The sequence below is a fragment of the Stenotrophomonas muris genome, assembly GCF_052751275.1.
The window spans coordinates 1,184,218-1,205,739 of record NZ_CP199879.1; the positions used below are offsets into that span (position 1 = coordinate 1,184,218).

Consider the following 21,522-nt stretch of genomic DNA (forward strand, 5'->3'; position numbering starts at 1 on the left):
CGGGCCATGGCCTCCGGCCGTTCGCGCGATCCCGGTTTTTGTAGAGCCGAGCCATGCTCGGCTGCCGTTCGCACGGTGATCGAATGCGTCGAGCGTGGCTCGACTCTACAGATCGGGCGGGCAGCGCGCCTGCTGCTGCGCACACGCCCGTTTCATCCATTCCTTCAACACCGGCTGCAGGCCTTCATAGCGCCGGCCTTGCCAGCCGTTGGCCAGCACCGTGCCGTCGGCATCGATCAGTACCAGGTTCGGCGGTGCCAGCCCGGCCAATGCCTGCAGCGCCGGCATGCGCGCGGCGCGGCGCGGGTCCAGCACCGGCCACGGCATGTCCTGCGCGTGCATGTAGCGGCGCAGCGCGCTCTCGCTCTCATCCAGGCTGACGTACACCACTTCGGTATCGGCGCCGGCTTCGCGCAATGCGTCGCGCACGCTGCGCAGCGTGGGGACGAACGCATGGCACGGTGCGCACCAGTCGGCACCGAAGTACAGCGCGACCAGCTTCGGCGGCGGCGACCTCTGCATCGGCCGCAGCGAGCGCTGCTCCGGCCGCATCAACGAGGCCGAGACCTGCGCGTGCAGGTCCGCAGCCACCGTCGGTGCGGTCGGCAGCACGGCACAGGCCAGCACCAACGCTCGCAGCGCTTCAGAACGCATAGCGCAGGTTGACATACCACGAGCGCGCGAAGCGCGGCCCGTAGACATAGTCGCTGTCACGCAGCGCGCCCACTTCCAGATCCTTCTGGCGCTGATCGAACACGTTCTTGACGCCCGCGGCCACCGACACTTCCTGCTGCGCCTGTGCGCCCAGGTGACGGTGCCAGCGCGCCCCGAGATCGGTGACCAGGAACGAACGCGTGCGGTGCAGTTCGCCCAACCGGTTGTTCAGCACCGACATCGGCCCGGTATGGCGCAGCGCGACGAAGGTCTCCCACGGTTCGGCCGGCATCCAGCTGAGCTGGGCCAAGCCGGTCCAGCGCGGAGTCTTCAGGTAGTCGCGGCTTTCGATCACGGTGTCGCCACCGTCGCCGCTGTCGTCGAAGATGCGCTGCGGCTCGCGGAAGCGCGAGCGGTACCACGAGGCGCCGGCGGTCAGGCGCCACTGCGGCGACGGCTGCCAGCCGAGGTTGGTTTCCGCACCCAGCACGTCCGAGCCGGAGGCGTTGTAACGCAGCTGGCTCAGCTGGCCGTCATCGCTGCGCTGGATCTCGCCCAGCGCGAAGGTATCGCGGATGCGTGCATAGGAGGCGGTAGCATCCCAGCTCCACACCGGATTGGCCGGGTCCGAGCGCCAGTCGAAGCCGAACAGGGTGGTCAACGCGCGCTCCTCCTTCAGGCCATCGGTATTGCGCACGCGCACCTGCTCGCCGCCGAGCGTATCGACATGCACATCCTCAACGAAGATCTCCGGAGCACGGAAGCCGGTGGCGATGCCCGCCCGCCATTTCAGGTTCGGTGTAGCCTGCCAGGCCAGCGCGATGCGCGGCGAGAACACCGCGCTGTCCAGTTCCGAGCTCTTGTCCACGCGTGCACCCAGCACCAGGTCGACGTTGTCGCGCAGGCTCCATTCGTCCTGGATGAACGCGCCCAGGTTGTGGAAGGTCGCATCCTCCAGCACCGCAAGACGCTGCCCGTCACCGGTGCGGTTGTCGTCGCGCAGCGCCTCGTGCTTGTACTGCACGCCGAAGGCCAGCGCATGCGCGCCCAGCCGCCAGTTCAACTGGCTGTCGATGTAGTGCAGCGGGTTGTGGGTGCGGCCGTACTGGCGCCACGAACGCGAGGCCGCGCTGCCGGCCACGTTGCGGTCCAGCTGCGACGGGTCATAGCCGGGTGCGGACGGATCGGTGACTACGTCGCCGAGACCGCCGTAGAAGCTGTCGCGGTCTATGTCGGCGAAGGCGTAGGCCAGGCGGAAATCGACGTCGGCAGTGATCTCCTGGTCCCACGACACACTGCCGCGCCGGTATTTCGTATCCAGCGATTCGGCGATGTTGGCCAGGTATTCGGGCTGGTCCAGGCGGTTGCAGCCGCGGCGGGTTTCATCGGTCACCTGCAGGTCCAGGCGCAGCCGCGTGCCCGGTGTGGGCGCGTACCACGCCTGCAGCCCGCCGACCTTGAGGTTCTTGCGGGTGATCTCGGTGTAGCCGTCACCGTTGTAGTCGATGCCGTTGTTCCAGTTGCGCTGGGCAATCACCGACAGGCCGGCGTCTGCGTCCCTGGCCACCAGGTCCAGCCGCACGTCGGCGTTCTTCTGCGGCGTACCTTTCAGGACATCCACGCCGGCCTGGACATGGCCGCCACTGCGTGCCGGCAGCGGCGGAATCAGGTTGATCACACCGGCAACCGCACCCGGGCCGTACAGCGCCGAGCCACCGCCCTTGACCACTTCGATGCGGTCGACGAACCCGGCCGGGATCTGTTCCAGGCCGTACACGCTGCCCAGCGTGGACAGCAGCGGGATGCCATCGAACAGCAGCTGGTTGTAGGCACCGGGCAGGCCCAGCAGCTGCACTTCGCTGGTGTTGCAGTTCTGGCAGTTGCTCTCCACGCGCAGGCCGTTGATCAGCTCGGCGGCGCGCGAGAAGTCGGTGGCCGCGCGCAGCGCGATGTCTTCCTTGCGCAGCACCTCGGTGCGGATCGGCACGTCCGACAGCAGGCGTTCGCTGCGCGTGGCGGTGCTCACCTTGACCTGCACACGGTCCAGTTCGGTCGGTTTCGGAGTGGCGGCCAGTGCAGCCAGCGGCAGGGTCAGGGCAATGGCGGCGGCCAGGGGCAGCCGATCGAAGAGGGGCGTGGCAACGGGCATGAGGGCGTCGTCCTTGGGGGAAAGAAAGGCGGCGAGGGCGACCTGGCTGACGCATATGAAAGCAGTGGCTTATCAATATAGCAAGTGCTATATAATGACGCCGCAGTCATTCCGAGCGGAACCCCGATCGAGCCAGATCATGGCTGTGTTATAACATTACATTTGGCGGCCACAACCCTGCCTGTGGTCATGCACGGAGGTTGGTGTTGCTGTGTGGTTGGGGTCAGAGCCCTTTCCCCTGGAAAGGGATCCGACCCCGGGGGCGATCGTCAGCCGCGGCGGAACGCGGCGGGCGTGCGGGCGCCGACGATGATCATGCGGATCATCGTGGAGATCTCTTCGATCAGCTCCGGGTCCTTCTCCGGCGGCAGGTCCATGGCGGTGGCACCCATCGCGAACACCAGCCGGGTGATGGCCTTGGCCACCAGTTCCGGGGCATGCAGCACGGCGCCGTCCAGCGCGGCCAGACGCACCAGGTCGTGCTGCAGCTCTTCCTCGAAATAGTGCAGCTCACGTTCGACCGCGTGCTTGAAGTCGTCCGAACCCACCGCGCCTTCGCGCAGCAGTACGTGCAGCAGCTTGTCGTCGGCGCGCAGCTGTTCCATGAAGGTCTCCACCGAAACCCGCACCACGCTGGTGGCGGTGGAGGTGGCGCGCTGGCGGGCCTCGCCGATGATGGTCCGCAGCGAACGGCCGGCGGCGTCGATCAGCGCCACGGCCAGTTCGTCCATGTCGCGGAACTGCCGGTAGAAGCTGTTCGGCGCGATGCCGGCCTCACGTGCCACTTCGCGCAGGCTGAGCGTGGACAGGCTGCGGTGCGGCCCGATCAGTTTCAGGGCGGCGGCCAGCAGGTCCTCGCGGCTCACCGTACGGCGGGCCGGGCTGTTGGCATCTTCAGGCGTCGACAAGGCGGTGGCGGCGGCCATGGGGGTTCCGGTGGGGCGAGGCTGAATCATACCCAATCCGGTTCAATATACACATGTATACACAGGTGTATGTGCGCCCGTATAGTTCGCCCATGAGCGCTGTCGTCCGTCCGTCCCTGTTCTCTCCGTACCGCTGGGTCTCGCCGTCGCTGTTCGATTTCTGGGCGGGCCAGCTCAATCCCCTGTGGACCCTGCGCGAGCCGGTGGCCCGCCTGGTCCGGCGAGAGCCGGCCGGCGAGGGCGCGGCGACCCTGGTCCTGCGCACCAACCGGCACTGGGCCGGCATGCGCGCCGGCCAGCACGTCACCCTGGGCGTGGAGATTGAAGGGCGCCTGTGGCAGCGCAGCTACAGCCCCACCGCACTGGGTCGGCGCGAGCTGGCGATCACCGTCAAGGCGATCGACGGCGGCCTCGTCAGCCAGCACCTGGTCAACCACGCGCAGCCGGGCGAACTGTTCCGCCTCGATGCCGCCTTCGGCGAGTTCCACATGCCGGCTGCGGCGCCGGTGTTGCTGCTGGCTGCCGGCAGTGGCATCACGCCGATGCGCAGCCTGTTGCGCGACGCCTGCCAGCGCCCGCTGGCAGCGCCGGTGGACCTGTTCTACTGGGAACGCAGCGCCGCCCACCTGCAGTTCCGTGATGAGCTGCAGGCGTTGGCCGCCAGCCAGCCGAACCTGCGTGTGCACCTGCTGACCACCCGCGAAGGGGATGTGCCCGCCGCACGTATCGATGCCCACGACCTGCAGGTGGCGGGCGATGACACCCCGTTGGCGCAGCGCCATGTGCTGGCCTGCGGCCCGGACGGCTTCGTTGCCGCCGCCCGCGAACGCCTGGCGCACCAGGTTGCCGGTTTCCAGGCGGAAGCGTTCACTCCTCCCGCACCGCTGCGTGACGCCAGCAGTGAAGGGGAGGTCGTGCTGACGCTGGCGCGCAGTGGCCGCCAGCTGAGCGTGCCGCGTGGCAGCTCGTTGCTGGAAAGCCTGGAAGCCCATGGCATCAAGCCCAGGCATGGCTGCCGCATGGGCATCTGCAACACCTGCAGTTGTGACCGCGTCAGTGGCGCCACCCGCCACCTGCGCACCGGCGACCTGCAGTCCGAATCGGCGCAGCCGGTACGGATCTGCGTGAGCGCACCGACCACCGACCTGACCCTGGATCTCTGAGGACGCCTGCCATGACCCGCGCTACCGACCGTGCCCTGAGTACTGCCGAGATGCATGCCTTCGGTGAGGAACTCGACGCGATCCGCGACCGTGTGATCGGCAGCCTCGGCGCCTCCGATACCCGCTACATCCGCCGCGTGGCCGCCGCCGTGCGCTGGTTTGGCGTGGGGGGCCGTGGCCTGCTGTTCCTGGCGGCGTTCTCGCCACTGTTCTGGATGCCGCTGCTGTGGCCGGCCGCGATCACCGGCACGCTGCTGCTGGCGCTGTCGAAGATCCTGGAGAACATGGAGCTGGGCCACAACGTCATGCACGGCCAGTTCGACTGGACCGGCGACCCCAAGCTCAACGGCAATACCTATGAGTGGGACATCGTTGCCACTGCCGACAACTGGCGCAAGACCCACAATTTCCGCCACCACACCTATACCAACGTGCGTGGCATGGACGATGACATCGGTTATGGCCTGCTGCGCATCTTCCCGGAGCAGCGCTGGAAGCCGTTCTACCTGCTGCAGCCGATCATCGCGCCGATCTTCGCGCTGCTGTTCCAGTGGGGCGTGGCCGCGCAGGACCTGCGCCTGGGCCGCTGGCTGAAGGGCCGTATCAGCGGCCGTGCGATGTGGCTGCAGACCCGCCCGGTGGCGCGGAAAATGGCCCGCCAGGTGCTGAAGGACTACGTGTTCTTCCCGCTGCTGGCCGGCCCGTTCTTCCTCACCGTGATGCTGGGCAACATGGTGGCCAACGGACTGCGCAACATCTGGACCTACGTGATCATCTTCTGCGGCCACTTCACCGCCGAATCGGAAACCTTCCCGAAGGAATGCCTGCGCAATGAATCGCGCGGCCACTGGTACCTGCGCCAGCTGCGCGGTTCATCCAACATCAGCGGCGGCTTCCTGATCAACGTGCTGTCGGGCAACCTCAGCCACCAGATCGAGCATCACTTCTATCCGGACCTGCCGGCCAACCGCTATGCGGCCATTGCCAAGGAAGTGAAGGACATCTGCCGTCGCTACGGCCAGCACTACAACAACGGCTCGCTGCCGCGCCAGTTCGGCCAGGTGGTCTGGCGCATCCTGCGCCACGCGTTCCCGAGCAAGCCGCGCCGCCTGCCGATGTCGGACATCATGTCCGCACCGGCATCGGCCAACGCGGGCTGATCAACTCAGCCCGCCTTCGCCGGCTCCGCCTGCTCGCGGTCCAGGCGGCGCAGGAACACCTGCATTTCCTTGCGTGCCTGCTGGTCGCCCTTGCTGCCGGCCACGCTCAATCCGCGCTGCCAGGCTTCGCGCGCTGCCTGCGGCTGGCCACTGGCCAGCCAGGCCTTGCCGAGCAGCTTCCAGGCCGCCGAATACTGCGGATCAAGCACCACGCAGCGGCCCAGATGGGTGGCCGCGCGCACCGGGTTGCCGGCATCCAGCCAGCCCTTGCCCAGGCCGAAGCGCAGCAGCGCGCCATCCTTGCCGGCGGCGAGCATGCATTCCAGAGCTTCGATGTTCATCCGCGCACCTCCACCAGCAGTTCGGCCGGGCCGGGCTGGAAGCGGCCGCGATGGAACAGCAGCGGCGCGCCGCCGTTCTCGTGCACGTCGATGATGCGGCCGGCCAGCAGCAGGTGATCGCCCACCGGCCACTGTGCGTGGCGAGTACAGGTGAGATGGGCGACCGCACCGGCGATGCGGGGTGGGGCGTCCTCGTCGTCATCCAGCAATGCCAGGCCGTCGAAGCGATTGCGGACCTGCGGATCGGCGAAGCGCCGGGCCAGCGCTTCCTGGTCGGCCGCCAGCACGCTGATTGCAAAGCGGGTGGCGCGCTGGAAGGTGGACAGGCTCTGCGCGTGCAACGCCAGGTTCCACAGCACCAGCGGTGGCTGCAGCGAGACCGGTACGAACGAGTTGATGGTCAGGCCGACCGGCTTGCCCTGTGCATCGCGCGCGCAGACGATGGCCACGCCGGTCGGGAAATGGCCGAGCAGCCGCCGCAGGGCACGCGGCGGCATCTCGACCGACGGCACCGGCGCCGGTGCGGGGAAGACCCCCGCCCACGGCCCGGCGTACGGCACTGTCTCGCCGCTCATGAGGCCCGGGCCTGGCGGTAGCGCCGGCCGACCTCGGTCCAGTTGATGATGTTGAAGAACGCACCGATGTAGTCCGGGCGACGGTTCTGGTAGTGCAGGTAGTAGGCGTGTTCCCAGACGTCCAGCGCGAGGATCGGGGTATTGCCTGACAGGCCCACGGTTGCACCCATCAGCGGGCTGTCCTGGTTGGCGCTGCTTTCGACCTGCAGGCGGCCGTCGCGATCACTGGTCAGCCAGGCCCAGCCGCTGCCGAAACGGGTCTGCGCGGCCTTGCTGAAGGCGTCCTTGAAGGCATCGAAGCTGCCCAGGTCACGGTCGATGGCGGTGGCCAGTTCCTCATCGGGTGCACCACCGTCGGCGCTGAGCACGGTCCAGAACAGGCTGTGATTGGCGTGGCCACCGCCGTTGTTGCGGACCGCGCCACGCTGCGCCTCGGGCACGGCACCGAGGTTGGCGATCAGCGCCTCGACCGGCAGCTCGGCGATGCCGGCCTGCTCGATGGCGGCATTGAGGTTGTTGACGTAGGCCTGGTGGTGCTTGCTGTGATGGATCTCCATCGTGCGCGCATCGAAGTGCGGCTCAAGGGCGTCGTAGGCGTAGGGGAGCGGGGGAAGCGAGTACGACATCGAAGCAATCTCCGTGGGGAAGGCCAGGGGCTGGCCGTGGGGAGATTGTTATCGCACCTCAACATTGGTTGAGGTCAAGGGGCGGGATTGAAATGCGTGCGCGTTCGTCGCCTTGATTCTTCCTGGCAGGCAGGGGCTGATGGGTCAGCGCAGGACACGCCGTGAACCCATCCATGGGGGCTCGATGGCGCCATCCGTGGCGCCACCGGTCCTGCGCTGACCCATCAGCCCCTGCAGGACAGCTCCCTGCGCTGGCGCGGAGACGGAGTCAAAGGCAGGAGCAGGAGCGGCATGGTAGTGCCGGCCGCTGGCCGGCAATCAGCGAAGGTCGGGTTGCCGGCCAGCGGCCGGCACTACCAGAACCCGCTTTTCGAACCTCACCGGCGCGCTGTTGTGCTGCCCGCGCTCGCAGGAAACCGTCGGGTGGCGGGGGAAGGGGCTGGCCGGGACCGTTGGCGCCATGGATGGCGCCATCGAGCCCCCAAGGATGGGTTTACGGCGTGTCCCGGCCAGCCCCTTCCCCCGTCACAGCCGATATCAACAAAAGCGCCGGCAGGCGAACCAGCCGCCAGCGCCTTCATCAACTCAACTCAACCAATCCTTGCACGCACCATCAACCTGTTCCCCGCACGCCTGCTGCATCCGCTGCTGCAGCCGCGCCAGTGTTTCGGCGCCCTGGTGCTTGCCGCTCCACGTCTTCAACTGCCCGGCCAGGCGCTCGAAACGCTGGCGGGTACGCTGGTGGTAGCCCGACGGCTGCGCTTCCAGTTCGGCGATCAGCGAGGCGGTGGCCTGCTCGATGCGTGGTGCATCGTCCGGCGCCAGCTTCAACAGGCCCTCCACGTACAGCACGCCCCACTGCACGCGGGTGGCCGGGCCCTGCGCGCCATCGTAGGCGCGCTTCAGCCACTCCAGTGCGCCGGCGGTGTCGCCGCGCTGCTCGGCCAGTTCGGCCAGCTCGGGCATGTAGTAGTACGGCTGCTCGCTGCGCTTCAGCTCGGCCAGCAACAGCGCCTCGGCGCCCGCGTCGTCGCCGACCTGGCGCAGTGCGTAGACCGCGCTGCTGATCGTGGCCTGGCGTGCATGCGCATCGGTGGCGGCGGCATCGGCAGCGGCCACGCGCTGCTTGACCCGCTCAACCAGGGCCGCGGGCAGTGGGCCGTTGGGCTGCTGCTGACGTGCCAGCGACACTTCGGTCAGCGCACGCGACAACGCGTCGTCGGCGCGATCACCGCGCTCGGCATCTGCGCGCTCCAGTGCGACCAGCAGCTGCCGTCCCAGCGTGTTGCTGGTGGCCGGCCCCGCACTGGCCTGCTTGACCAGCGTCGCGCCCGCGTAACCCAGCAGTTCGCGGTTACGACGGACTTCGGCAGGTTGCGCCAGCACTGCCTGCAGCAGCTCACGCACCTCGGTGGGCGAGCTGGCGGGCGTGTCGGCGGTGGCCAGGGCCAGCAGGGCGAAGCGGCGTTGCAGCGCCGCGTCGGGTGCGGCCTTGGACAGCTGGCGCAGCACATCCTGGCTCCTGCGCTCGCCGGCCAGGCGGTTGGCGTCGACTTCCCAGCCGTAGTCGCCCAGCACCTGCCAGTCTTCGGCGGCCAGCCTGTCCGGCGTGGCCAGTGCCGTCGCCAGGGTGGCGGCGATGGCGCTGCGGCGCCCGGCCGCGACGGTCAGCGCACGGGTCAGTTCGGCCGCGTCGTTGCCGCCGGCCACGCGGGTGAGCTCAGTGCGTTGTGGGTCCAGCACGATCAGGGTCGGATAGCCGCGCACCCCGAAGCGTTCGCCCCAGGCCTGTGCCCCTTCCTCGTCGCCATCCAGGTAGACCGGCACGAACTTGCCGGTCAACGCGATGAACGCCGGGTCCTTGAACAGGCCGGCCTTGAGCTGGTTGCACGGCGGGCACCAGACCGCGCCCCAGTACAGCAGCACCGGCTTTCCGCTGTCGGCGGCCTCGGCGAAGGCATCGTCCACATCGCCCTGGCGCCAGGCGATGGCGGACGCCGGCGCGGGCGCCTCGGCGGAGCTGGCGGTGGACACCGGGGCCGGGGTGCAGGCGCTCAGCGCCGAAGCCAGCAGCAACACGGAAAGCGCGACGCGCATCGGCGGCATCTCGAAGGGGGGACAGTCCATTGTAGGAATGGCCGGGGAGTGTGCTGATTCAGTTTGCTTATATCGGCCGTGCAGCGGGGCATGACACCCGCTGCCCTCAGGCGGCTGCCCGCACCATCTGCTGGTACACCAGCCCGTTGAACTCGCCGACATCACCGTCCAGCACGAAGCCATAGCGCAGGTAGGTAGGCACTGCGTTGAGCGAGGCGCGCACGGTCAGCACCGGTGTGCGCAGGTGCGGCAGCACGGCTTCGAACAGGGCATGGCCGATGCCCTGGCCCTGGCAGGCGGGATCGACGAACAGCATCGCCAGGTGGCGGCCTTCCTTCAGCTCTACCACGCCGAGGATGCGGCCATCCTGCTCGGCCACCAGGATGTGGTTGTCACCCTGCAGGCGTGCAGCGAACGCATCGGCGGCGGCGACACTGCCGAACGTAGCAATGCCGGCCGCGCTGAGCGAGGGCGCGACGGCCGCAGTGAATGCGGCCAGGCATACCGCGCTCATCGCGGGCATGTCATCGATGTGGGCGGGGCGGATCCTCGGCATGCAGCGATCTTCCTGTGGCGTGTGGCGTGTGATCGTCGCCGGTTGCCTGCACGCTAAGCTGGTCCCATGAGTGAATTCAATCCCGCCTACGCTTCGTTGTTTCCGCAACAGGGACTGAGCCTGGGCCTGATGACGCCCGTTGCGGCGCATGGGCTGGCCGATCCGGGCGCGGCGCGGCGCATTGCGCGGCTGGCCGACGATCTTGGTTTCGCCGCGTTGTGGGCGCGCGATGTACCGTTGATGGTGCCGCAGGGTCCGGACGCGACGGCGAGCGCGCTGGACGACCCCTTCCTGTGGCTGGGCATGCTGGCCGCCGCGACCACGCGCATCACGGTCGGTACCGCCGCCATCGTGTTGCCGTTGCGCCAGCCGTTGCAGGTGGCGAAGTCGGCCTTGAGCCTGGACCGGATCAGTGCAGGGCGGTTCGTGCTGGGCCTGGGTTCGGGTGACCGCCCGGAAGAATTCGCCGCCTTCGGCGAGGATCTGGAGGGCAGGGCGGCGACCTTCCGTGAGCGCTGGACGTTGCTGCGCGCGGCGTTGTCACCGGAGGCCGATGCGCGGACCGCCGTACTGCAGGCCACGGGTGGCTTCGACGTGCTGCCGGCGCCGGCTACCCGCATCCCGATGCTGGTGGTGGGTACCGCGCGGCAGAGCCTGCAGTGGATCGCGCGCGAGGCCGAAGGCTGGGCCACCTATCATCGTGAGGAGGCCGCGCAGGAGGGGCGCATCGGCCTGTGGCAGCAGGCGCTGGTGCAGCGCGGTGGGCCGGGCAAGCCATTCGTGCAGTCGATGCTTCTGGATCTGCAGGCAGATCCGCAGGCGCCAGCCGAGCCGCTGCCGCTGGGCCTGAAGGTCGGCCGCGATGGCCTGCGTGACTATCTGCTGCGCGTGCATGGGCAGGGCGTGGCGCACGTGATGTTCAATCTGGTCGACAACGGGCGGCCGATGGACGCGGTGTTGCGTGAGATCGGGGGGCAGGTTCTGCCGAATATGCCCCGGTAGGTGTCCACCTTGGTGGACACGCTCCAGCAGTCGAGCACGGCTCGGCTCTACATGCAGTGTGCATATGCGTATCATTCGCATTTGATACCCCGCTGCCGGAGCCCCGTGTGACCCAACGTTCCCCCATGCACCCGAGCGGACGCCTGTTCGCCGCGGTCGCTTTCATCGAGGCCGTGACCTGGGCCGGCCTGCTCATCGGCATGTGGATGAAGTACGGCCCCATGGCCAACGTGGCCCTGGTGAAGCTGTTCGGACCCCTGCACGGCGTGGCGTTCCTGCTCTATGTGGCGGTGACGCTGTTCGCGGCGTTGCGCCTGCGCTGGCCGTGGTGGGCCAGTGCGCTGGCGCTACTGGCAGCCATCCCGCCGCTGGTGACGCTGCCATTGGAATGGTGGTTCAAGCGCCGTGGCCTGTTGGGCCTGCGCGCGGTGCGCTGAAGTCGCTGTTGCGTGCCCGTTCAAGAGAATGGGTATCAAATGCAAATACGAGCCGTTATCATTTGAGGATGGCGTCCGGTCCTGAGCAGGGCCGGCGCCGGGCGGGGCGCACGTGCGCCCGGCGATCCCTTCCTGTTACGGCTGGTGTTCCATGCACGCACGTCCCGTCGTTCCCGGCTTGCCGGCGCTGGTAGTGGCCGCCCTGATCGGCACCATGGCGATGATGTCCTTCGTCGCCGTGATCGGTCCGGTGGTCCGCATGCTCGGGCTGTCCGAGTGGCATGCCGGACTGTCGGTCACCGCCGCGGGCGCGTTGTGGATGCTGGCCGCGCGCCCATGGGGCCAGCTCAGCGACCGCATCGGCCGCAAGCGCGTGCTGATGCTGGCGATGAGCGCCTACACCGTGGTCTACATCGCGCTGGCGGTGTTCATCGACGTTGCCCTGCAGGCGGTGCCGCCGGTACTGGTATCGGTGCTGGTGCTGGTCGGTGCGCGAGGCCTGATCGGCCTGTTCTACGCGGCGGTGCCGCCCACCGCAGCCGCGATCATCGCCGACAAGGCACCGACCGGCCAACGTGCGAAATTCCTCGCCCGACTGGGCAGCGCCAATGCGCTGGGCATGGTGCTCGGGCCGGCCGCTGCCGGCTGGCTTGCCTATACCAACCTTTCGCTGGCGCTGTACGTGGCCGCGTTGCTGCCGCTGCTGGCACTGGCATTGCTGGCCTGGCGGCTGCCGGCTACACCGCCGGTGGTTGGCGCGTCCGCACAGCGCCGCGCGCCGATGAGCCGCCTCGACCCGCGCCTGCGCCTGCCGCAGCTGGCGGCGCTCATCGCCATGGTCTCGGTGACCATCGCGCAGGTGACGGTGGGCTTTTTCGCGATTGATCGCCTGGGCCTGGATGCTGCCGCTGGTGCACGCATGGCCGGCATCGCGCTGACCGCGGTCGGCATCGGCCTGATCCTGGCGCAGGCGCTGGTGATGAAGCTGGAGGTGCATCCGCGCCGCTGGATCATCCTCGGCGCGCTGATTTCCGGCATTGGCTTTGCTTCGGTGGCGGGCGTGCAGCAGGGCTGGCAGTTGCCGGCGGCATACGCGCTGGCCGCGTTCGGCATGGGCTTCGTATTCCCCTCGTTCCAGGCGCTGGCCGCCGACGCGGTGGAAGCGCACGAGCAGGGTGCCGCGGCGGGCACGGTCGCTGCCGCGCAGGGGCTGGGCATGGTGGCCGGGCCGATGCTCGGCACGCTGTTGTATCGCGGCGGGCCCAGCCTGCCATATCTGCTGGTCGGCGCGCTGCTGCTGTTGCTGTGCGCGCTGGCTGCAGCGCATCGGATGAAGGAGACCCCATGAACGATTCCCTGATGCAGGGCGCGTGGCCGGAGGCTGCGCCCGCGCCGCTGGAGAGCACTGACGACGCGTCGTTGTTCCTGCTGCAGCATGCCGGCCAGCATGTGCACGCACGCGGTTGCCGCCTCGCGCTGCCGGGTGGCGCGCTGGCAACCCTGGCGGAGCGCGTTGCGGCCTTCTTCGCCCAGCAGCGTGGCGGTCCGGGCCTGCTGGTCGGTGCGGTGCCATTCGAACCGCGTGCCGACGACGCGTTGTACCAGCCCGAGCGCCTGCTGCCGGCCCTGCCGTTGCAACCACGGGCGGCGCCGGCGCTGCAGGGTCCGCTGCAGGCGGAGCCCGCAGCGCAGGACTATGCAGCCGCGGTTGCCGCGGCAGTGAAGGCGCTGCGCGCGCCCGACCAGGACCTGCACAAGGTGGTGCTGGCGCGCAGCCTGCTGGCGCACAGCCGCCATGCGCTGTCTCCAGAGGTGCTGCTGGCGCGGTTGGGCGCGGATCCCTCGGTGGCGACCTATGCGGTGCCGCTTCCGGTTGAACCGGGGCACGCACCGGCCTGGCTGGTCGGCGCAACACCGGAGCTGCTGCTGCGCAAGCGTGGCGCCGAGCTGTTGTCGCACCCGCTGGCCGGGTCCGCGCGCCGCAGTGCCGATGCCGCCGAGGACGAGCGCGCCGCGCAGGCGCTGCTGGCTTCGAACAAGGACCATGACGAGCACCGCCACGTGGTCGAGGCCATCATCGAGGGCCTGGCGCCGTACTGCAGCCACATCGATGCGCAGCCGCGCCCGGTGCTGCATGCCACCGCCAGCATGTGGCATCTCGGCACCCGCATCCACGCCACCCTGAAGGATCCGAAGACATCGGCGGCCGAGCTGCTGGCGCAGTTGCATCCAACGCCGGCGGTCTGCGGTACACCCCGGCTGGCGGCACTGCAGCGTATCCGCGAGCTTGAGCCGGTGCCGCGTGGCTTCTATGCCGGTGCGGTCGGCTGGCTGGATGCGCAAGGGGATGGTGACTGGTATGTGGCGATCCGCTGCGCACGCCTGCAGGGCACGCAGCTGCGCCTGTACGCCGGCGCCGGCATCGTTGCCCAGTCGCAGCCCGAGGCCGAGGTCGCCGAAACCGCGGCGAAGTTTGCCGCCCTGTTGAACGCGTTGGGCGTCCACGACGCCGCGCCCGTCATCGAGCCTGCTGCATGAACACGCCCACTGTTTCTTCCCGCCTGCCACTGCAGCAGGCATGGCCCGATGCGCTGGTGGCGCGCTATCGCGAGGCGGGCTACTGGCGCGGCGAGACCTTCCCGGCGTTCCTGCGTGAGCGTGCGGAACGCTACGCTGATGACATCGCCGTGGTCGCTGGCGATGTGCGCCTGAGCTACGCGCAGCTGTGGCACGAGGCCGGTCGCATCGGTGCCGGACTGCTGGCACTCGGCCTGCAACCCGGTGAGCGGGTGCTGGTACAGCTGGGCAACACCGCCGGGTTCATCGCCACCGTATGCGGGCTGTTCCGCGCCGGCCTGGTGCCGGTGTACGCGCTGCCGGCGCACCGCATCACCGAGCTGGTGCACTTCGCCAACAAGGCCGAAGCCAGTGCCTACATCACTGCCGACCTGCACGATGGCTTTGATCATCGCGGGCTGGCGCGGGCGCTGCAGGCCGAGGTGCCGGCACTGCGCAACGTGGTCATCGATGGCGACGCAGCAGAGTTCACCACGCTCGAGGCGCTGCAGGGAGACCGCAACCAGCTGCCGGCCGACCCGGACCCGCAGTCGGTGGCGTTCCTGCAGATCTCCGGTGGCAGCACCGGGCTGTCCAAGCTGATTCCACGCACCCACGACGACTACATCTACTCGTTCCGTGCCAGCAATGACCTCTGCGGCATCGACCGCGACAGCGTGTACCTGGTCGCGCTTCCGGCCGCGCACAACTTCCCGATGAGCTCGCCCGGTTTCTTCGGCGCGCTGTATGCAGGTGCCCGCGTGGTGCTCAGCCCCGGTCCGGGGCCGGACGTGGCCTTCCCGCTGATCGCGCGTGAGCAAGTGACCTGCTGTGGGCTGGTGCCGCCGCTGGCGCTGTTGTGGGCACAGGCCGCCGCCACCAGCAAGCACGACCTGTCCAGCCTGCAGGTACTGCAGGTAGGCGGGGCCAAACTGGTGCCGGAAGCCGCACGGCGGGTGATTGACGGCCTGGGCTGCACCCTGCAGCAGGTGTTCGGCATGGCCGAAGGCCTGGTGAACTACACACGGCTGGATGATCCGGAAGAACTGATCGTAGCCTGCCAGGGCCGGCCGATCAGCCCGGACGACGAGGTGCGCGTGGTCGATGACCATGACCAGCCGGTGCCGGAAGGCGAGGTAGGGCATCTGCTGACCCGCGGCCCTTACACCATCCGTGGCTACCACAACGATGCGGTGGCCAATGCGCGTTCGTTCACCGACGACGGCTTCTACCGCACCGGCGACCGCGTGCAGCAGCTGCCCGGAGGCTACCTGGTGGTGCAGGGCCGTGCCGGTGACCACATCAACCGGGCGGGCGAGAAAATCTCCGCCGAGGAGATCGAAGATCACCTTCTGGCCCACCCCGGCGTGTTCGACGCCGCCGTGGTCTCCATTCCTGACGAGTATCTCGGTGAGCGCAGCTGCGCGTTCGTGATCCAGCAGGGTGAGCCGATCAAGGCCCCGGCACTGAAGGCCTGGATGCGCGGGCGCGGCCTGGCCGCGTTCAAGGTGCCCGACCAGGTCGTGTTCGTCGACAGTTTCGATACCACCGCGGTCGGCAAGATCAGCCGCCGCGAACTGCGCGCGCAGCTGCGTGCGCGTCATCTGCAACAGACAGGAGGAACGCGCTGATGGCGCTGCCCCGTATCACCGATTACCCCTTGCCGACTGCCGCCGAACTGCCGCAGGCGCGCGGCCCGTGGCGCCCGCAGCGCGATCGTGTCGCGCTGCTGGTGCACGACATGCAGCGCTATTTCCTGGCCGCATTCGACGCCGGCAACGCACCGCTGCGGCCGGCAGTGGACAACATCGCACGGCTGCTGGCGCATTGCCGCGCGCACGGCATTCCGGTGTTCTACACCGCCCAGCATGGCGACCAGGACCGCCGTGACCGTGGCCTGCAGGCCGACCTGTGGGGACCAGGCATGCGTCGCAGCACCGACCATGAACCAATCATCGAGGCACTGGCACCGCAGCCTGGCGAGCACGTGCTGGTGAAGCACCGCTACAGCGCGTTCCAGCGCAGCAACCTGGAGACGCTGATGCGGGTGCGTGGCCGCGACCAGTTGCTGGTGACCGGCGTGTACGCGCATATCGGCTGCACCGCGACCGTGGTCGAAGCGTTCCAGCGTGATATCGAGGCCTTCATCGCCGCCGATGCCGTGGCGGACTTCTCGCGCGCCGATCATGATCAGGCGCTGCACTGGATTGCGCGCACCAGCGGGGTGCCGATGACCACCGACCAGCTGCTGGAGGTGCTGTGATGGCTGCCACGGGTGAGGTGCTGGATCTGGAGCGCATGCGTGCCGACGTGGCGCGCGTTCTGGAGTGCGAGCCAGCAGAGATCGGCGACGACGACAACCTGATCGACCTGGACCTGGACTCGATGCGCATGCTCGGCCTGGTCCTGGCCTGGGGCAACACCGGATTGCCGCTGGAGTTCTCACAGCTGGCCGAGCACACCACGCTGCGCCAGTGGTGGGCTGTGGTGCAGCAACTGCAGGCCGCGCAGAACGCATGAACGCCGCTGCGCTGGCCACACCGGTGGCATTGACCGAGGCCCAGGCCGGACTGTGGTTCGCACAGCGGCTGGCACCGGACAATCCGTCATTCAATACCGCGCACGCGGTGTGGATCGACGGCCCGTTGGACGTGGCCGCGTTCATTGCAGCGGCAGACCAGGCTGCAGGCGAGGCCCAGGCCTTCGCATTGCGCTTTGCCGAAGGGGCCGATGGCCAGCCGCTGCAGTGGCATGACCCGGCACACGTGCCGCTGCTTTCGGTGCGCGATGTTTCCACCGCGGCGGATCCCGCCGCTGCGGCACGCAACCTGATGCACACCGACCGTCTGAGCCCGGTCGATCCCACCCGTGACCGGATCAGTCAGCAGGTGTTGTTTGACCTGGGCGGGCAGCGCTGGGTCTGGTACCTGCGCGTGCATCATCTGGCCGCCGATGGCTACGGCATGGCGCTGTTCACCGATCGCGTGTGCGCGTTGCATGCCGGTCGCATGGCTGAACCGCTGCCAGGGCTGGCGGGCGTGCTGGCGGATGACGCCGCCTATCGTGCCGACCCGCGTCGTGCGCAGGCCGGGCGCTGGTGGCGCGAGCAGTTGCAGGGGGCGCCGGCGGGCGTGGGCCTGGCCGGTACCGTGGCGGCCAGCGACGATGCGCTGCGCTGGGTGCAGCCGCTCGATGCGGCCTTCCGTGAGCAGCTGCTGCAGGCCTCGGCACGTTGGCTGCAGCCCTGGCCGGATGTGCTGGCCGCGCTGGCGGGCGAGTACCTGCGGCGGATGAGCGCCGCCGATGAAGTGGTGCTGGGCGTGCCCTACATGGGCCGGCTCGGCAACGCGTCGGCGCGGGTGCCGGCGATGGCGATGAACGTGTTGCCGCTGCGCGTAGCGGCCGGCGAGGGCAGCGTCGAGGCCTTCACCCGCGGCCTGGGCCGGCAGCTCAGCCAGGGTCGCAAGCGCGGCCGTTACCGCAGTGAGCAGCTGCGCCGGGACCTGGGGCTGGTCGGCGCGCAGCAGCGCCTGCACGGTCCGCTGGTGAATGTGCAGCCGTTCTACAAGCCGCTGGCGCTGGCCGGCGTGCAGGCGACGCTGGAGGTGCTGTGCACCGGGCCGGTGGATGATCTGACACTGGGCTTCCGTGGCGATGGCCAGCACCTTCTCGATCTGGAGATCGAGGCCAATCCCGCGCTGTACAGTCGCGAGGATGTCGAGGCGCATGCAGCGCGGTTGCTGCATTTCGTGTCGGCAGCATTGCAGGCTGACGATATCGCAGCCGTGCCTTTGGCGACGCTTGAGGAGGCGCAGCAGGTGCTGCACGGTTTCAATGCCACCGCGCACGCGCTTCCCGAGACTACCCTGGTTGAACTGCTGCAGCAGGGCATGGATCGGGATCCGCACGCGCCGGCGCTGGTGTTCGGCGACACTACGCTCGACTATGCAACGCTGGAAGCGCGCAGTTTCGCGCTTGCCGCACAACTGCGCGGGATGGGCGTCGGCCCGGGCAGCGTAGTCGCGGTGGCATTGCCGCGCTCGCTGGAACTGGTGCTCGCGCTGGTCGCGGTGCTGCGCGCAGGCGCGGCCTATCTTCCGCTGGACCTTGCCCATCCTGACGAGCGGTTGGCACGTATTCTTGCGTCGGCGCAGCCGGTGTGCGTACTGGCTGCGCCAGACGTATCGGTGCGCATGGCCGGTGTGCCGGTGCTCGCGCCGGAGCAGTGGACCGCGCTGAGTTTTGCGGCGCCATGGGCGGATCCTGCGCCCAGCGATGCCGCCTATGTGATCTATACCTCCGGTTCGACCGGCGAGCCCAAGGGCGTGGTCGTCGAACACCGCGCGATCGTCAATCGCCTGCTGTGGATGCGCGAGCACTACGACATCGGCGCCGATGACCGCGTGCTGCAGAAGACCCCGGCCACCTTCGATGTCTCGGTCTGGGAATTCTTCCTGCCGCTGCTGTGCGGGGCAACGCTGGTGGTTGCCAGGCCCGATGCGCATCGCGATCCCACCGAGCTGGCGCGCTTGATCCGGGGCCATGGCATCACCACCGCGCATTTCGTGCCGTCGATGCTCGACGCCTTCCTCGCTGCGCCGGCCTCCGAAGGTTTGCAGCTGCGCCGCGTATTCACCAGTGGCGAGGCGCTGGACGCTGCGTTGCGCGACCGCTTCCATGCGCGCGTGCGCGCAGAACTGCACAACCTGTACGGCCCGACCGAGGCCGCAGTGGATGTCAGCTATTGGCCGGCGTCAGCGCAGGATTGCTCGCGGCCGGTGCCGATCGGCTTCCCGGTCTGGAACACCCGCCTGTACGTGCTGGACGCCCGGATGCAGCCGGTGCCGGTCGGTGTGGCCGGTGACCTGTACCTGGGCGGCGTGCAGCTGGCACGCGGCTATCTCGGTCGCGACGATCTGACCGCCGAACGCTTCCTTGCCGATCCTTTCCTGGCGGGCGAGCGCATCTACCGCACCGGCGACGTGGCGCGCTGGCGCCGCGATGGTGCGGTGGAGTACCTGGGCCGCAGCGACCATCAGGTGAAACTGCGCGGCCTGCGCATCGAACTGGGCGAGATCGAGGCGGCTTTGCGCGAACTGCCGGGCATGGAGCGGGTGGAAGTGCTGCTACGCCAGGATGCTCCCGGCGAAGCGCGTCTGGTGGCCTATGTGCCGACCGCGCTTGCCGATGCCGTAATGCTGCGCAGCCACCTCGCCACGCGTGTGCCGGACTACATGGTGCCCTCGGCCATCGTTGGTGTGGACCACTGGCCGGTGACCGCCAACGGCAAGCTCGACCGCAATGCGTTGCCGAAGCCACCGCAACGTGAAGTTGCCGGCTTGGCGCCGCGCACGCCGTTGGAACAGGAGCTGGCGTTGCTGTTCGCACAGGCGCTTGGGCGTGAGGCGCCGGTGGCGGTGGATGCGGACTTCTTCAGTCTCGGCGGTGACTCGCTGTCGGCGGTGCACCTGCTGCTGGCGATCGAGCAGCGCTGGCGCTGCGATCTGGGTTTGGGCGCCTTGTTTGCCCAGCCCACCGTGGCCGCGCTGGCGGTTCGTATTGCCGCGCCACCCGCGCTGGCCGATCACGCGCTGGGGCCGGTGATCGCGCTGGCCGCAACCGACGCTGCCGGGCCCACGCCGCTGTTCGTGCTGCACCCGGCCGGTGGCATCGCCTGGAACTACCGCACGCTCGCCCGGGCACTGCAACCAGCCCGCCCGGTGTATGGCCTGCAGTCGCCGGCACTGGACGCGCGGCTGCCACTGCCGAGCAGCATCGAGGCGATGGCCAACGACTACGTACAGCGCGTGGTCGCACTGCAGCCGAAGGGGCCGGTGCATCTGCTGGGCTGGTCGGTGGGCGGCATCCTGGCCCAGGCGATGGCGGTGCGGCTGCATGAGATCGGCCGCGACGTTGGAGAGCTGGTGCTGCTGGACGCCTATCCCAGCGAGTGCTGGCGGGCCGAGCCTGAACCGGACGCCGTCGCCGCACTGCGGGCACTACTGGCGATTGCCGGCCATGACCCGGATGCGCATCCGGAACTGGACAGCCGGGAACGCATACTCGCGTTCCTGCGTCGCGGCGGGAGTGCACTGGGCAGCCTGCCGGATGTGGTGCTTGACGGCGTGGTGCGCGCGGTGACCGGTACCAATCGGCTGATCCGTGAACATATCCACCGGCCGTTCGAGGGCACGCTGGTGCACGTCCGCGCTGGCCGGGATCACCAGGCGCGGCCACAGCTGCAGTCGGCGTTGTGGCGGAGCCACGCGCGCAAGGTGCAGGCACTGGAACTGCCGTTCCTGCACGCCGAACTGACCGGCCGCGATGCGGTGGCGCAGCTGGCACCGTGGTTGTCGGCGCGGTTGCGCCACTGGGACGAGCAACAGGAGACCGCAACATGCAATTGACCGGTTTTGAAGGTCGTGTGGCGCTGGTGACCGGTGCCGCCGGGGGCATCGGTGATGCACTGGTACGGCTGTTGGCCGCGGCCGGTTGCATCGTGGTGGCGACTGATCGCGAAGCGCCCATGTTCGCGGATGCACGTGTGCAGGCGTTTGCTCTTGACGTGACCGACAGTGCGGCCGTCGACGCCTTGGTGGATCGGGTCGAGTCCAGCATCGGACCGATCATGCTGGCCGCCAGCGTGGCCGGTGTGCTGCATGTGGGCGGCGTGACCGAGACCGGCGATGACGACTGGCGCCGGGTGTTCGCGGTGAACACCGACGGCGTGTTCCATGTCGGGCGTGCTCTGGCGCGGGTGATGTCGCCGCGCGGGCAGGGCGCGATGGTTACCGTCAGCTCGAATGCGGCCGGTGTGCCGCGACACGGGATGGCCGCCTATGCGGCATCCAAGGCCGCCGCCACCATGTTCACCCGCTGCCTCGGACTGGAGCTGGCGCCGTTGGGCATCCGCTGCAACATCGTCGCCCCGGGATCGACGTTGACCCCGATGCAGACCGGCATGTGGCAGGACGAGCACGGTGCCGAGCGGGTGATCGCCGGCAACCTGGAGACCTACAAGGCCGGCATTCCACTGCGCAAGCTGGCCACCCCCGAGGACATCGCGCACTCGGTGATGTTCCTGCTCTCGGAACAGGCCGGGCACGTGGCGATGAGCGACTTGTACGTCGACGGCGGCGCCACCCTGCGCGGCTGAGCCCCGACGGCCGCCTGCCGGCTGTGGTCGTGCCGGCCGCTGGCCGGCAACCTACGGCCCCCGGTAGTGCCGGCCGCTGGCCGGCAACCTCATTCACCTTCAGACATCTCCCAACCCCCGTCGA

Annotated in this window: 19 protein-coding genes; 11 read left to right on the forward strand and 8 right to left on the reverse strand. The window is 68.7% G+C overall.

Going from position 1 to position 21,522, the window contains the following annotated elements:
* Nucleotides 1–105: 105 nt before the first annotated feature.
* From ACUVWL_RS05270 to fabR, 3 genes are all read right to left on the reverse strand, one after another.
* Entirely contained in the window at nucleotides 106–654 is a 549-nt protein-coding gene (locus tag ACUVWL_RS05270) for a thioredoxin-like domain-containing protein (RefSeq protein ID WP_262225027.1), read from the reverse strand.
* Nucleotides 644–2,803 carry a TonB-dependent receptor plug domain-containing protein gene (locus ACUVWL_RS05275; RefSeq protein ID WP_445978887.1) on the reverse strand — a complete coding sequence of 720 codons (2,160 nt, stop codon included), beginning with the start codon at nucleotides 2,801–2,803 and terminating at the stop codon, nucleotides 644–646. The genes ACUVWL_RS05270 and ACUVWL_RS05275 overlap by 11 nt, the downstream gene beginning before the upstream one ends.
* Before the next feature lie 269 nt (nucleotides 2,804–3,072).
* Nucleotides 3,073–3,729 (reverse strand): HTH-type transcriptional repressor FabR, encoded by a 657-nt coding sequence (fabR, locus tag ACUVWL_RS05280; protein WP_014647432.1) that lies wholly within the window; start codon nucleotides 3,727–3,729, stop codon nucleotides 3,073–3,075.
* A 92-nt stretch (nucleotides 3,730–3,821) separates the two neighbouring features.
* Here fabR and ACUVWL_RS05285 point away from each other — a divergent pair, with 92 nt between their 5' ends.
* The gene (locus ACUVWL_RS05285) at nucleotides 3,822–4,892 is read left to right on the forward strand and encodes a ferredoxin reductase (protein ID WP_046431056.1); all 1,071 of its coding nucleotides are present in this window, start codon (nucleotides 3,822–3,824) and stop codon (nucleotides 4,890–4,892) included.
* Between the two features lie 11 nt (nucleotides 4,893–4,903).
* Nucleotides 4,904–6,052 (forward strand): fatty acid desaturase family protein, encoded by a 1,149-nt coding sequence (locus tag ACUVWL_RS05290; protein ID WP_014647430.1) that lies wholly within the window; start codon nucleotides 4,904–4,906, stop codon nucleotides 6,050–6,052.
* A gap of 5 nt (nucleotides 6,053–6,057) precedes the next feature.
* Here the strand turns inward: ACUVWL_RS05290 and ACUVWL_RS05295 are convergent, their stop codons facing one another.
* The 5 genes from ACUVWL_RS05295 to ACUVWL_RS05315 form a co-directional block, all read right to left on the reverse strand.
* Nucleotides 6,058–6,393 (reverse strand): tetratricopeptide repeat protein, encoded by a 336-nt coding sequence (locus tag ACUVWL_RS05295; RefSeq protein WP_014647429.1) that lies wholly within the window; start codon nucleotides 6,391–6,393, stop codon nucleotides 6,058–6,060.
* The gene (locus ACUVWL_RS05300) at nucleotides 6,390–6,968 is read right to left on the reverse strand and encodes a flavin reductase family protein (protein WP_032962524.1); all 579 of its coding nucleotides are present in this window, start codon (nucleotides 6,966–6,968) and stop codon (nucleotides 6,390–6,392) included. Before ACUVWL_RS05300 ends, ACUVWL_RS05295 begins: the two co-directional genes overlap by 4 nt.
* Nucleotides 6,965–7,594: a superoxide dismutase gene (locus ACUVWL_RS05305; protein WP_049440860.1), complete on the reverse strand. Its 630-nt coding sequence runs from the start codon at nucleotides 7,592–7,594 to the stop codon at nucleotides 6,965–6,967. The genes ACUVWL_RS05300 and ACUVWL_RS05305 overlap by 4 nt, the downstream gene beginning before the upstream one ends.
* A 585-nt stretch (nucleotides 7,595–8,179) precedes the next feature.
* Nucleotides 8,180–9,700, reverse strand: coding sequence for a thioredoxin family protein (locus ACUVWL_RS05310; RefSeq protein ID WP_445979157.1), 1,521 nt, complete (start codon nucleotides 9,698–9,700; stop codon nucleotides 8,180–8,182).
* A gap of 97 nt (nucleotides 9,701–9,797) precedes the next feature.
* Nucleotides 9,798–10,247 carry a GNAT family N-acetyltransferase gene (locus ACUVWL_RS05315; protein ID WP_346601205.1) on the reverse strand — a complete coding sequence of 150 codons (450 nt, stop codon included), beginning with the start codon at nucleotides 10,245–10,247 and terminating at the stop codon, nucleotides 9,798–9,800.
* A gap of 66 nt (nucleotides 10,248–10,313) precedes the next feature.
* Here ACUVWL_RS05315 and ACUVWL_RS05320 point away from each other — a divergent pair, with 66 nt between their 5' ends.
* From ACUVWL_RS05320 to ACUVWL_RS05360, 9 genes are all read left to right on the forward strand, one after another.
* Nucleotides 10,314–11,249: a TIGR03571 family LLM class oxidoreductase gene (locus ACUVWL_RS05320; protein ID WP_346601204.1), complete on the forward strand. Its 936-nt coding sequence runs from the start codon at nucleotides 10,314–10,316 to the stop codon at nucleotides 11,247–11,249.
* A gap of 125 nt (nucleotides 11,250–11,374) precedes the next feature.
* On the forward strand, nucleotides 11,375–11,686 hold the full coding sequence (locus tag ACUVWL_RS05325; protein ID WP_041863547.1) for a DUF3817 domain-containing protein: 312 nt from the start codon (nucleotides 11,375–11,377) through the stop codon (nucleotides 11,684–11,686).
* A 151-nt stretch (nucleotides 11,687–11,837) separates the two neighbouring features.
* Entirely contained in the window at nucleotides 11,838–13,034 is a 1,197-nt protein-coding gene (locus ACUVWL_RS05330; protein ID WP_014647422.1) for an MFS transporter, read from the forward strand.
* A complete protein-coding gene (locus ACUVWL_RS05335; protein WP_329767905.1) occupies nucleotides 13,031–14,224 on the forward strand; it encodes an isochorismate synthase in 1,194 nt (397 codons plus the stop codon). The genes ACUVWL_RS05330 and ACUVWL_RS05335 overlap by 4 nt, the downstream gene beginning before the upstream one ends.
* On the forward strand, nucleotides 14,221–15,873 hold the full coding sequence (locus ACUVWL_RS05340; protein WP_197574564.1) for an AMP-binding protein: 1,653 nt from the start codon (nucleotides 14,221–14,223) through the stop codon (nucleotides 15,871–15,873). The genes ACUVWL_RS05335 and ACUVWL_RS05340 overlap by 4 nt, the downstream gene beginning before the upstream one ends.
* Nucleotides 15,873–16,505, forward strand: coding sequence for an isochorismatase family protein (locus tag ACUVWL_RS05345; RefSeq protein ID WP_111205410.1), 633 nt, complete (start codon nucleotides 15,873–15,875; stop codon nucleotides 16,503–16,505). The genes ACUVWL_RS05340 and ACUVWL_RS05345 overlap by 1 nt, the downstream gene beginning before the upstream one ends.
* Nucleotides 16,505–16,762 carry a phosphopantetheine-binding protein gene (locus ACUVWL_RS05350; protein WP_049439394.1) on the forward strand — a complete coding sequence of 86 codons (258 nt, stop codon included), beginning with the start codon at nucleotides 16,505–16,507 and terminating at the stop codon, nucleotides 16,760–16,762. Before ACUVWL_RS05345 ends, ACUVWL_RS05350 begins: the two co-directional genes overlap by 1 nt.
* Nucleotides 16,759–20,649, forward strand: coding sequence for an enterobactin synthase subunit F (locus ACUVWL_RS05355; RefSeq protein ID WP_111205411.1), 3,891 nt, complete (start codon nucleotides 16,759–16,761; stop codon nucleotides 20,647–20,649). The genes ACUVWL_RS05350 and ACUVWL_RS05355 overlap by 4 nt, the downstream gene beginning before the upstream one ends.
* Nucleotides 20,640–21,398 carry a 2,3-dihydro-2,3-dihydroxybenzoate dehydrogenase gene (locus ACUVWL_RS05360; protein ID WP_445978888.1) on the forward strand — a complete coding sequence of 253 codons (759 nt, stop codon included), beginning with the start codon at nucleotides 20,640–20,642 and terminating at the stop codon, nucleotides 21,396–21,398. The genes ACUVWL_RS05355 and ACUVWL_RS05360 overlap by 10 nt, the downstream gene beginning before the upstream one ends.
* The last annotated feature ends 124 nt before the right edge of the window (nucleotides 21,399–21,522 follow it).

Coding starts and splice junctions, on each gene's coding strand:
- ACUVWL_RS05350 (WP_049439394.1), top strand. CDS start 16,505: ATGGCTGCCACGGGTGAGGTGCTGGATCTGGAGCGCATGCGTGCCGAC.
- ACUVWL_RS05270 (WP_262225027.1), bottom strand. CDS start 654: ATGCGTTCTGAAGCGCTGCGAGCGTTGGTGCTGGCCTGTGCCGTGCTG.
- ACUVWL_RS05360 (WP_445978888.1), top strand. CDS start 20,640: ATGCAATTGACCGGTTTTGAAGGTCGTGTGGCGCTGGTGACCGGTGCC.
- ACUVWL_RS05295 (WP_014647429.1), bottom strand. CDS start 6,393: ATGAACATCGAAGCTCTGGAATGCATGCTCGCCGCCGGCAAGGATGGC.
- ACUVWL_RS05325 (WP_041863547.1), top strand. CDS start 11,375: ATGCACCCGAGCGGACGCCTGTTCGCCGCGGTCGCTTTCATCGAGGCC.
- ACUVWL_RS05290 (WP_014647430.1), top strand. CDS start 4,904: ATGACCCGCGCTACCGACCGTGCCCTGAGTACTGCCGAGATGCATGCC.
- ACUVWL_RS05315 (WP_346601205.1), bottom strand. CDS start 10,247: ATGCCGAGGATCCGCCCCGCCCACATCGATGACATGCCCGCGATGAGC.
- ACUVWL_RS05345 (WP_111205410.1), top strand. CDS start 15,873: ATGGCGCTGCCCCGTATCACCGATTACCCCTTGCCGACTGCCGCCGAA.
- ACUVWL_RS05340 (WP_197574564.1), top strand. CDS start 14,221: ATGAACACGCCCACTGTTTCTTCCCGCCTGCCACTGCAGCAGGCATGG.
- ACUVWL_RS05320 (WP_346601204.1), top strand. CDS start 10,314: ATGAGTGAATTCAATCCCGCCTACGCTTCGTTGTTTCCGCAACAGGGA.
- ACUVWL_RS05300 (WP_032962524.1), bottom strand. CDS start 6,968: ATGAGCGGCGAGACAGTGCCGTACGCCGGGCCGTGGGCGGGGGTCTTC.
- ACUVWL_RS05355 (WP_111205411.1), top strand. CDS start 16,759: ATGAACGCCGCTGCGCTGGCCACACCGGTGGCATTGACCGAGGCCCAG.
- ACUVWL_RS05335 (WP_329767905.1), top strand. CDS start 13,031: ATGAACGATTCCCTGATGCAGGGCGCGTGGCCGGAGGCTGCGCCCGCG.
- ACUVWL_RS05305 (WP_049440860.1), bottom strand. CDS start 7,594: ATGTCGTACTCGCTTCCCCCGCTCCCCTACGCCTACGACGCCCTTGAG.
- ACUVWL_RS05275 (WP_445978887.1), bottom strand. CDS start 2,803: ATGCCCGTTGCCACGCCCCTCTTCGATCGGCTGCCCCTGGCCGCCGCC.
- ACUVWL_RS05285 (WP_046431056.1), top strand. CDS start 3,822: ATGAGCGCTGTCGTCCGTCCGTCCCTGTTCTCTCCGTACCGCTGGGTC.
- fabR (WP_014647432.1), bottom strand. CDS start 3,729: ATGGCCGCCGCCACCGCCTTGTCGACGCCTGAAGATGCCAACAGCCCG.
- ACUVWL_RS05330 (WP_014647422.1), top strand. CDS start 11,838: ATGCACGCACGTCCCGTCGTTCCCGGCTTGCCGGCGCTGGTAGTGGCC.
- ACUVWL_RS05310 (WP_445979157.1), bottom strand. CDS start 9,700: ATGCCGCCGATGCGCGTCGCGCTTTCCGTGTTGCTGCTGGCTTCGGCG.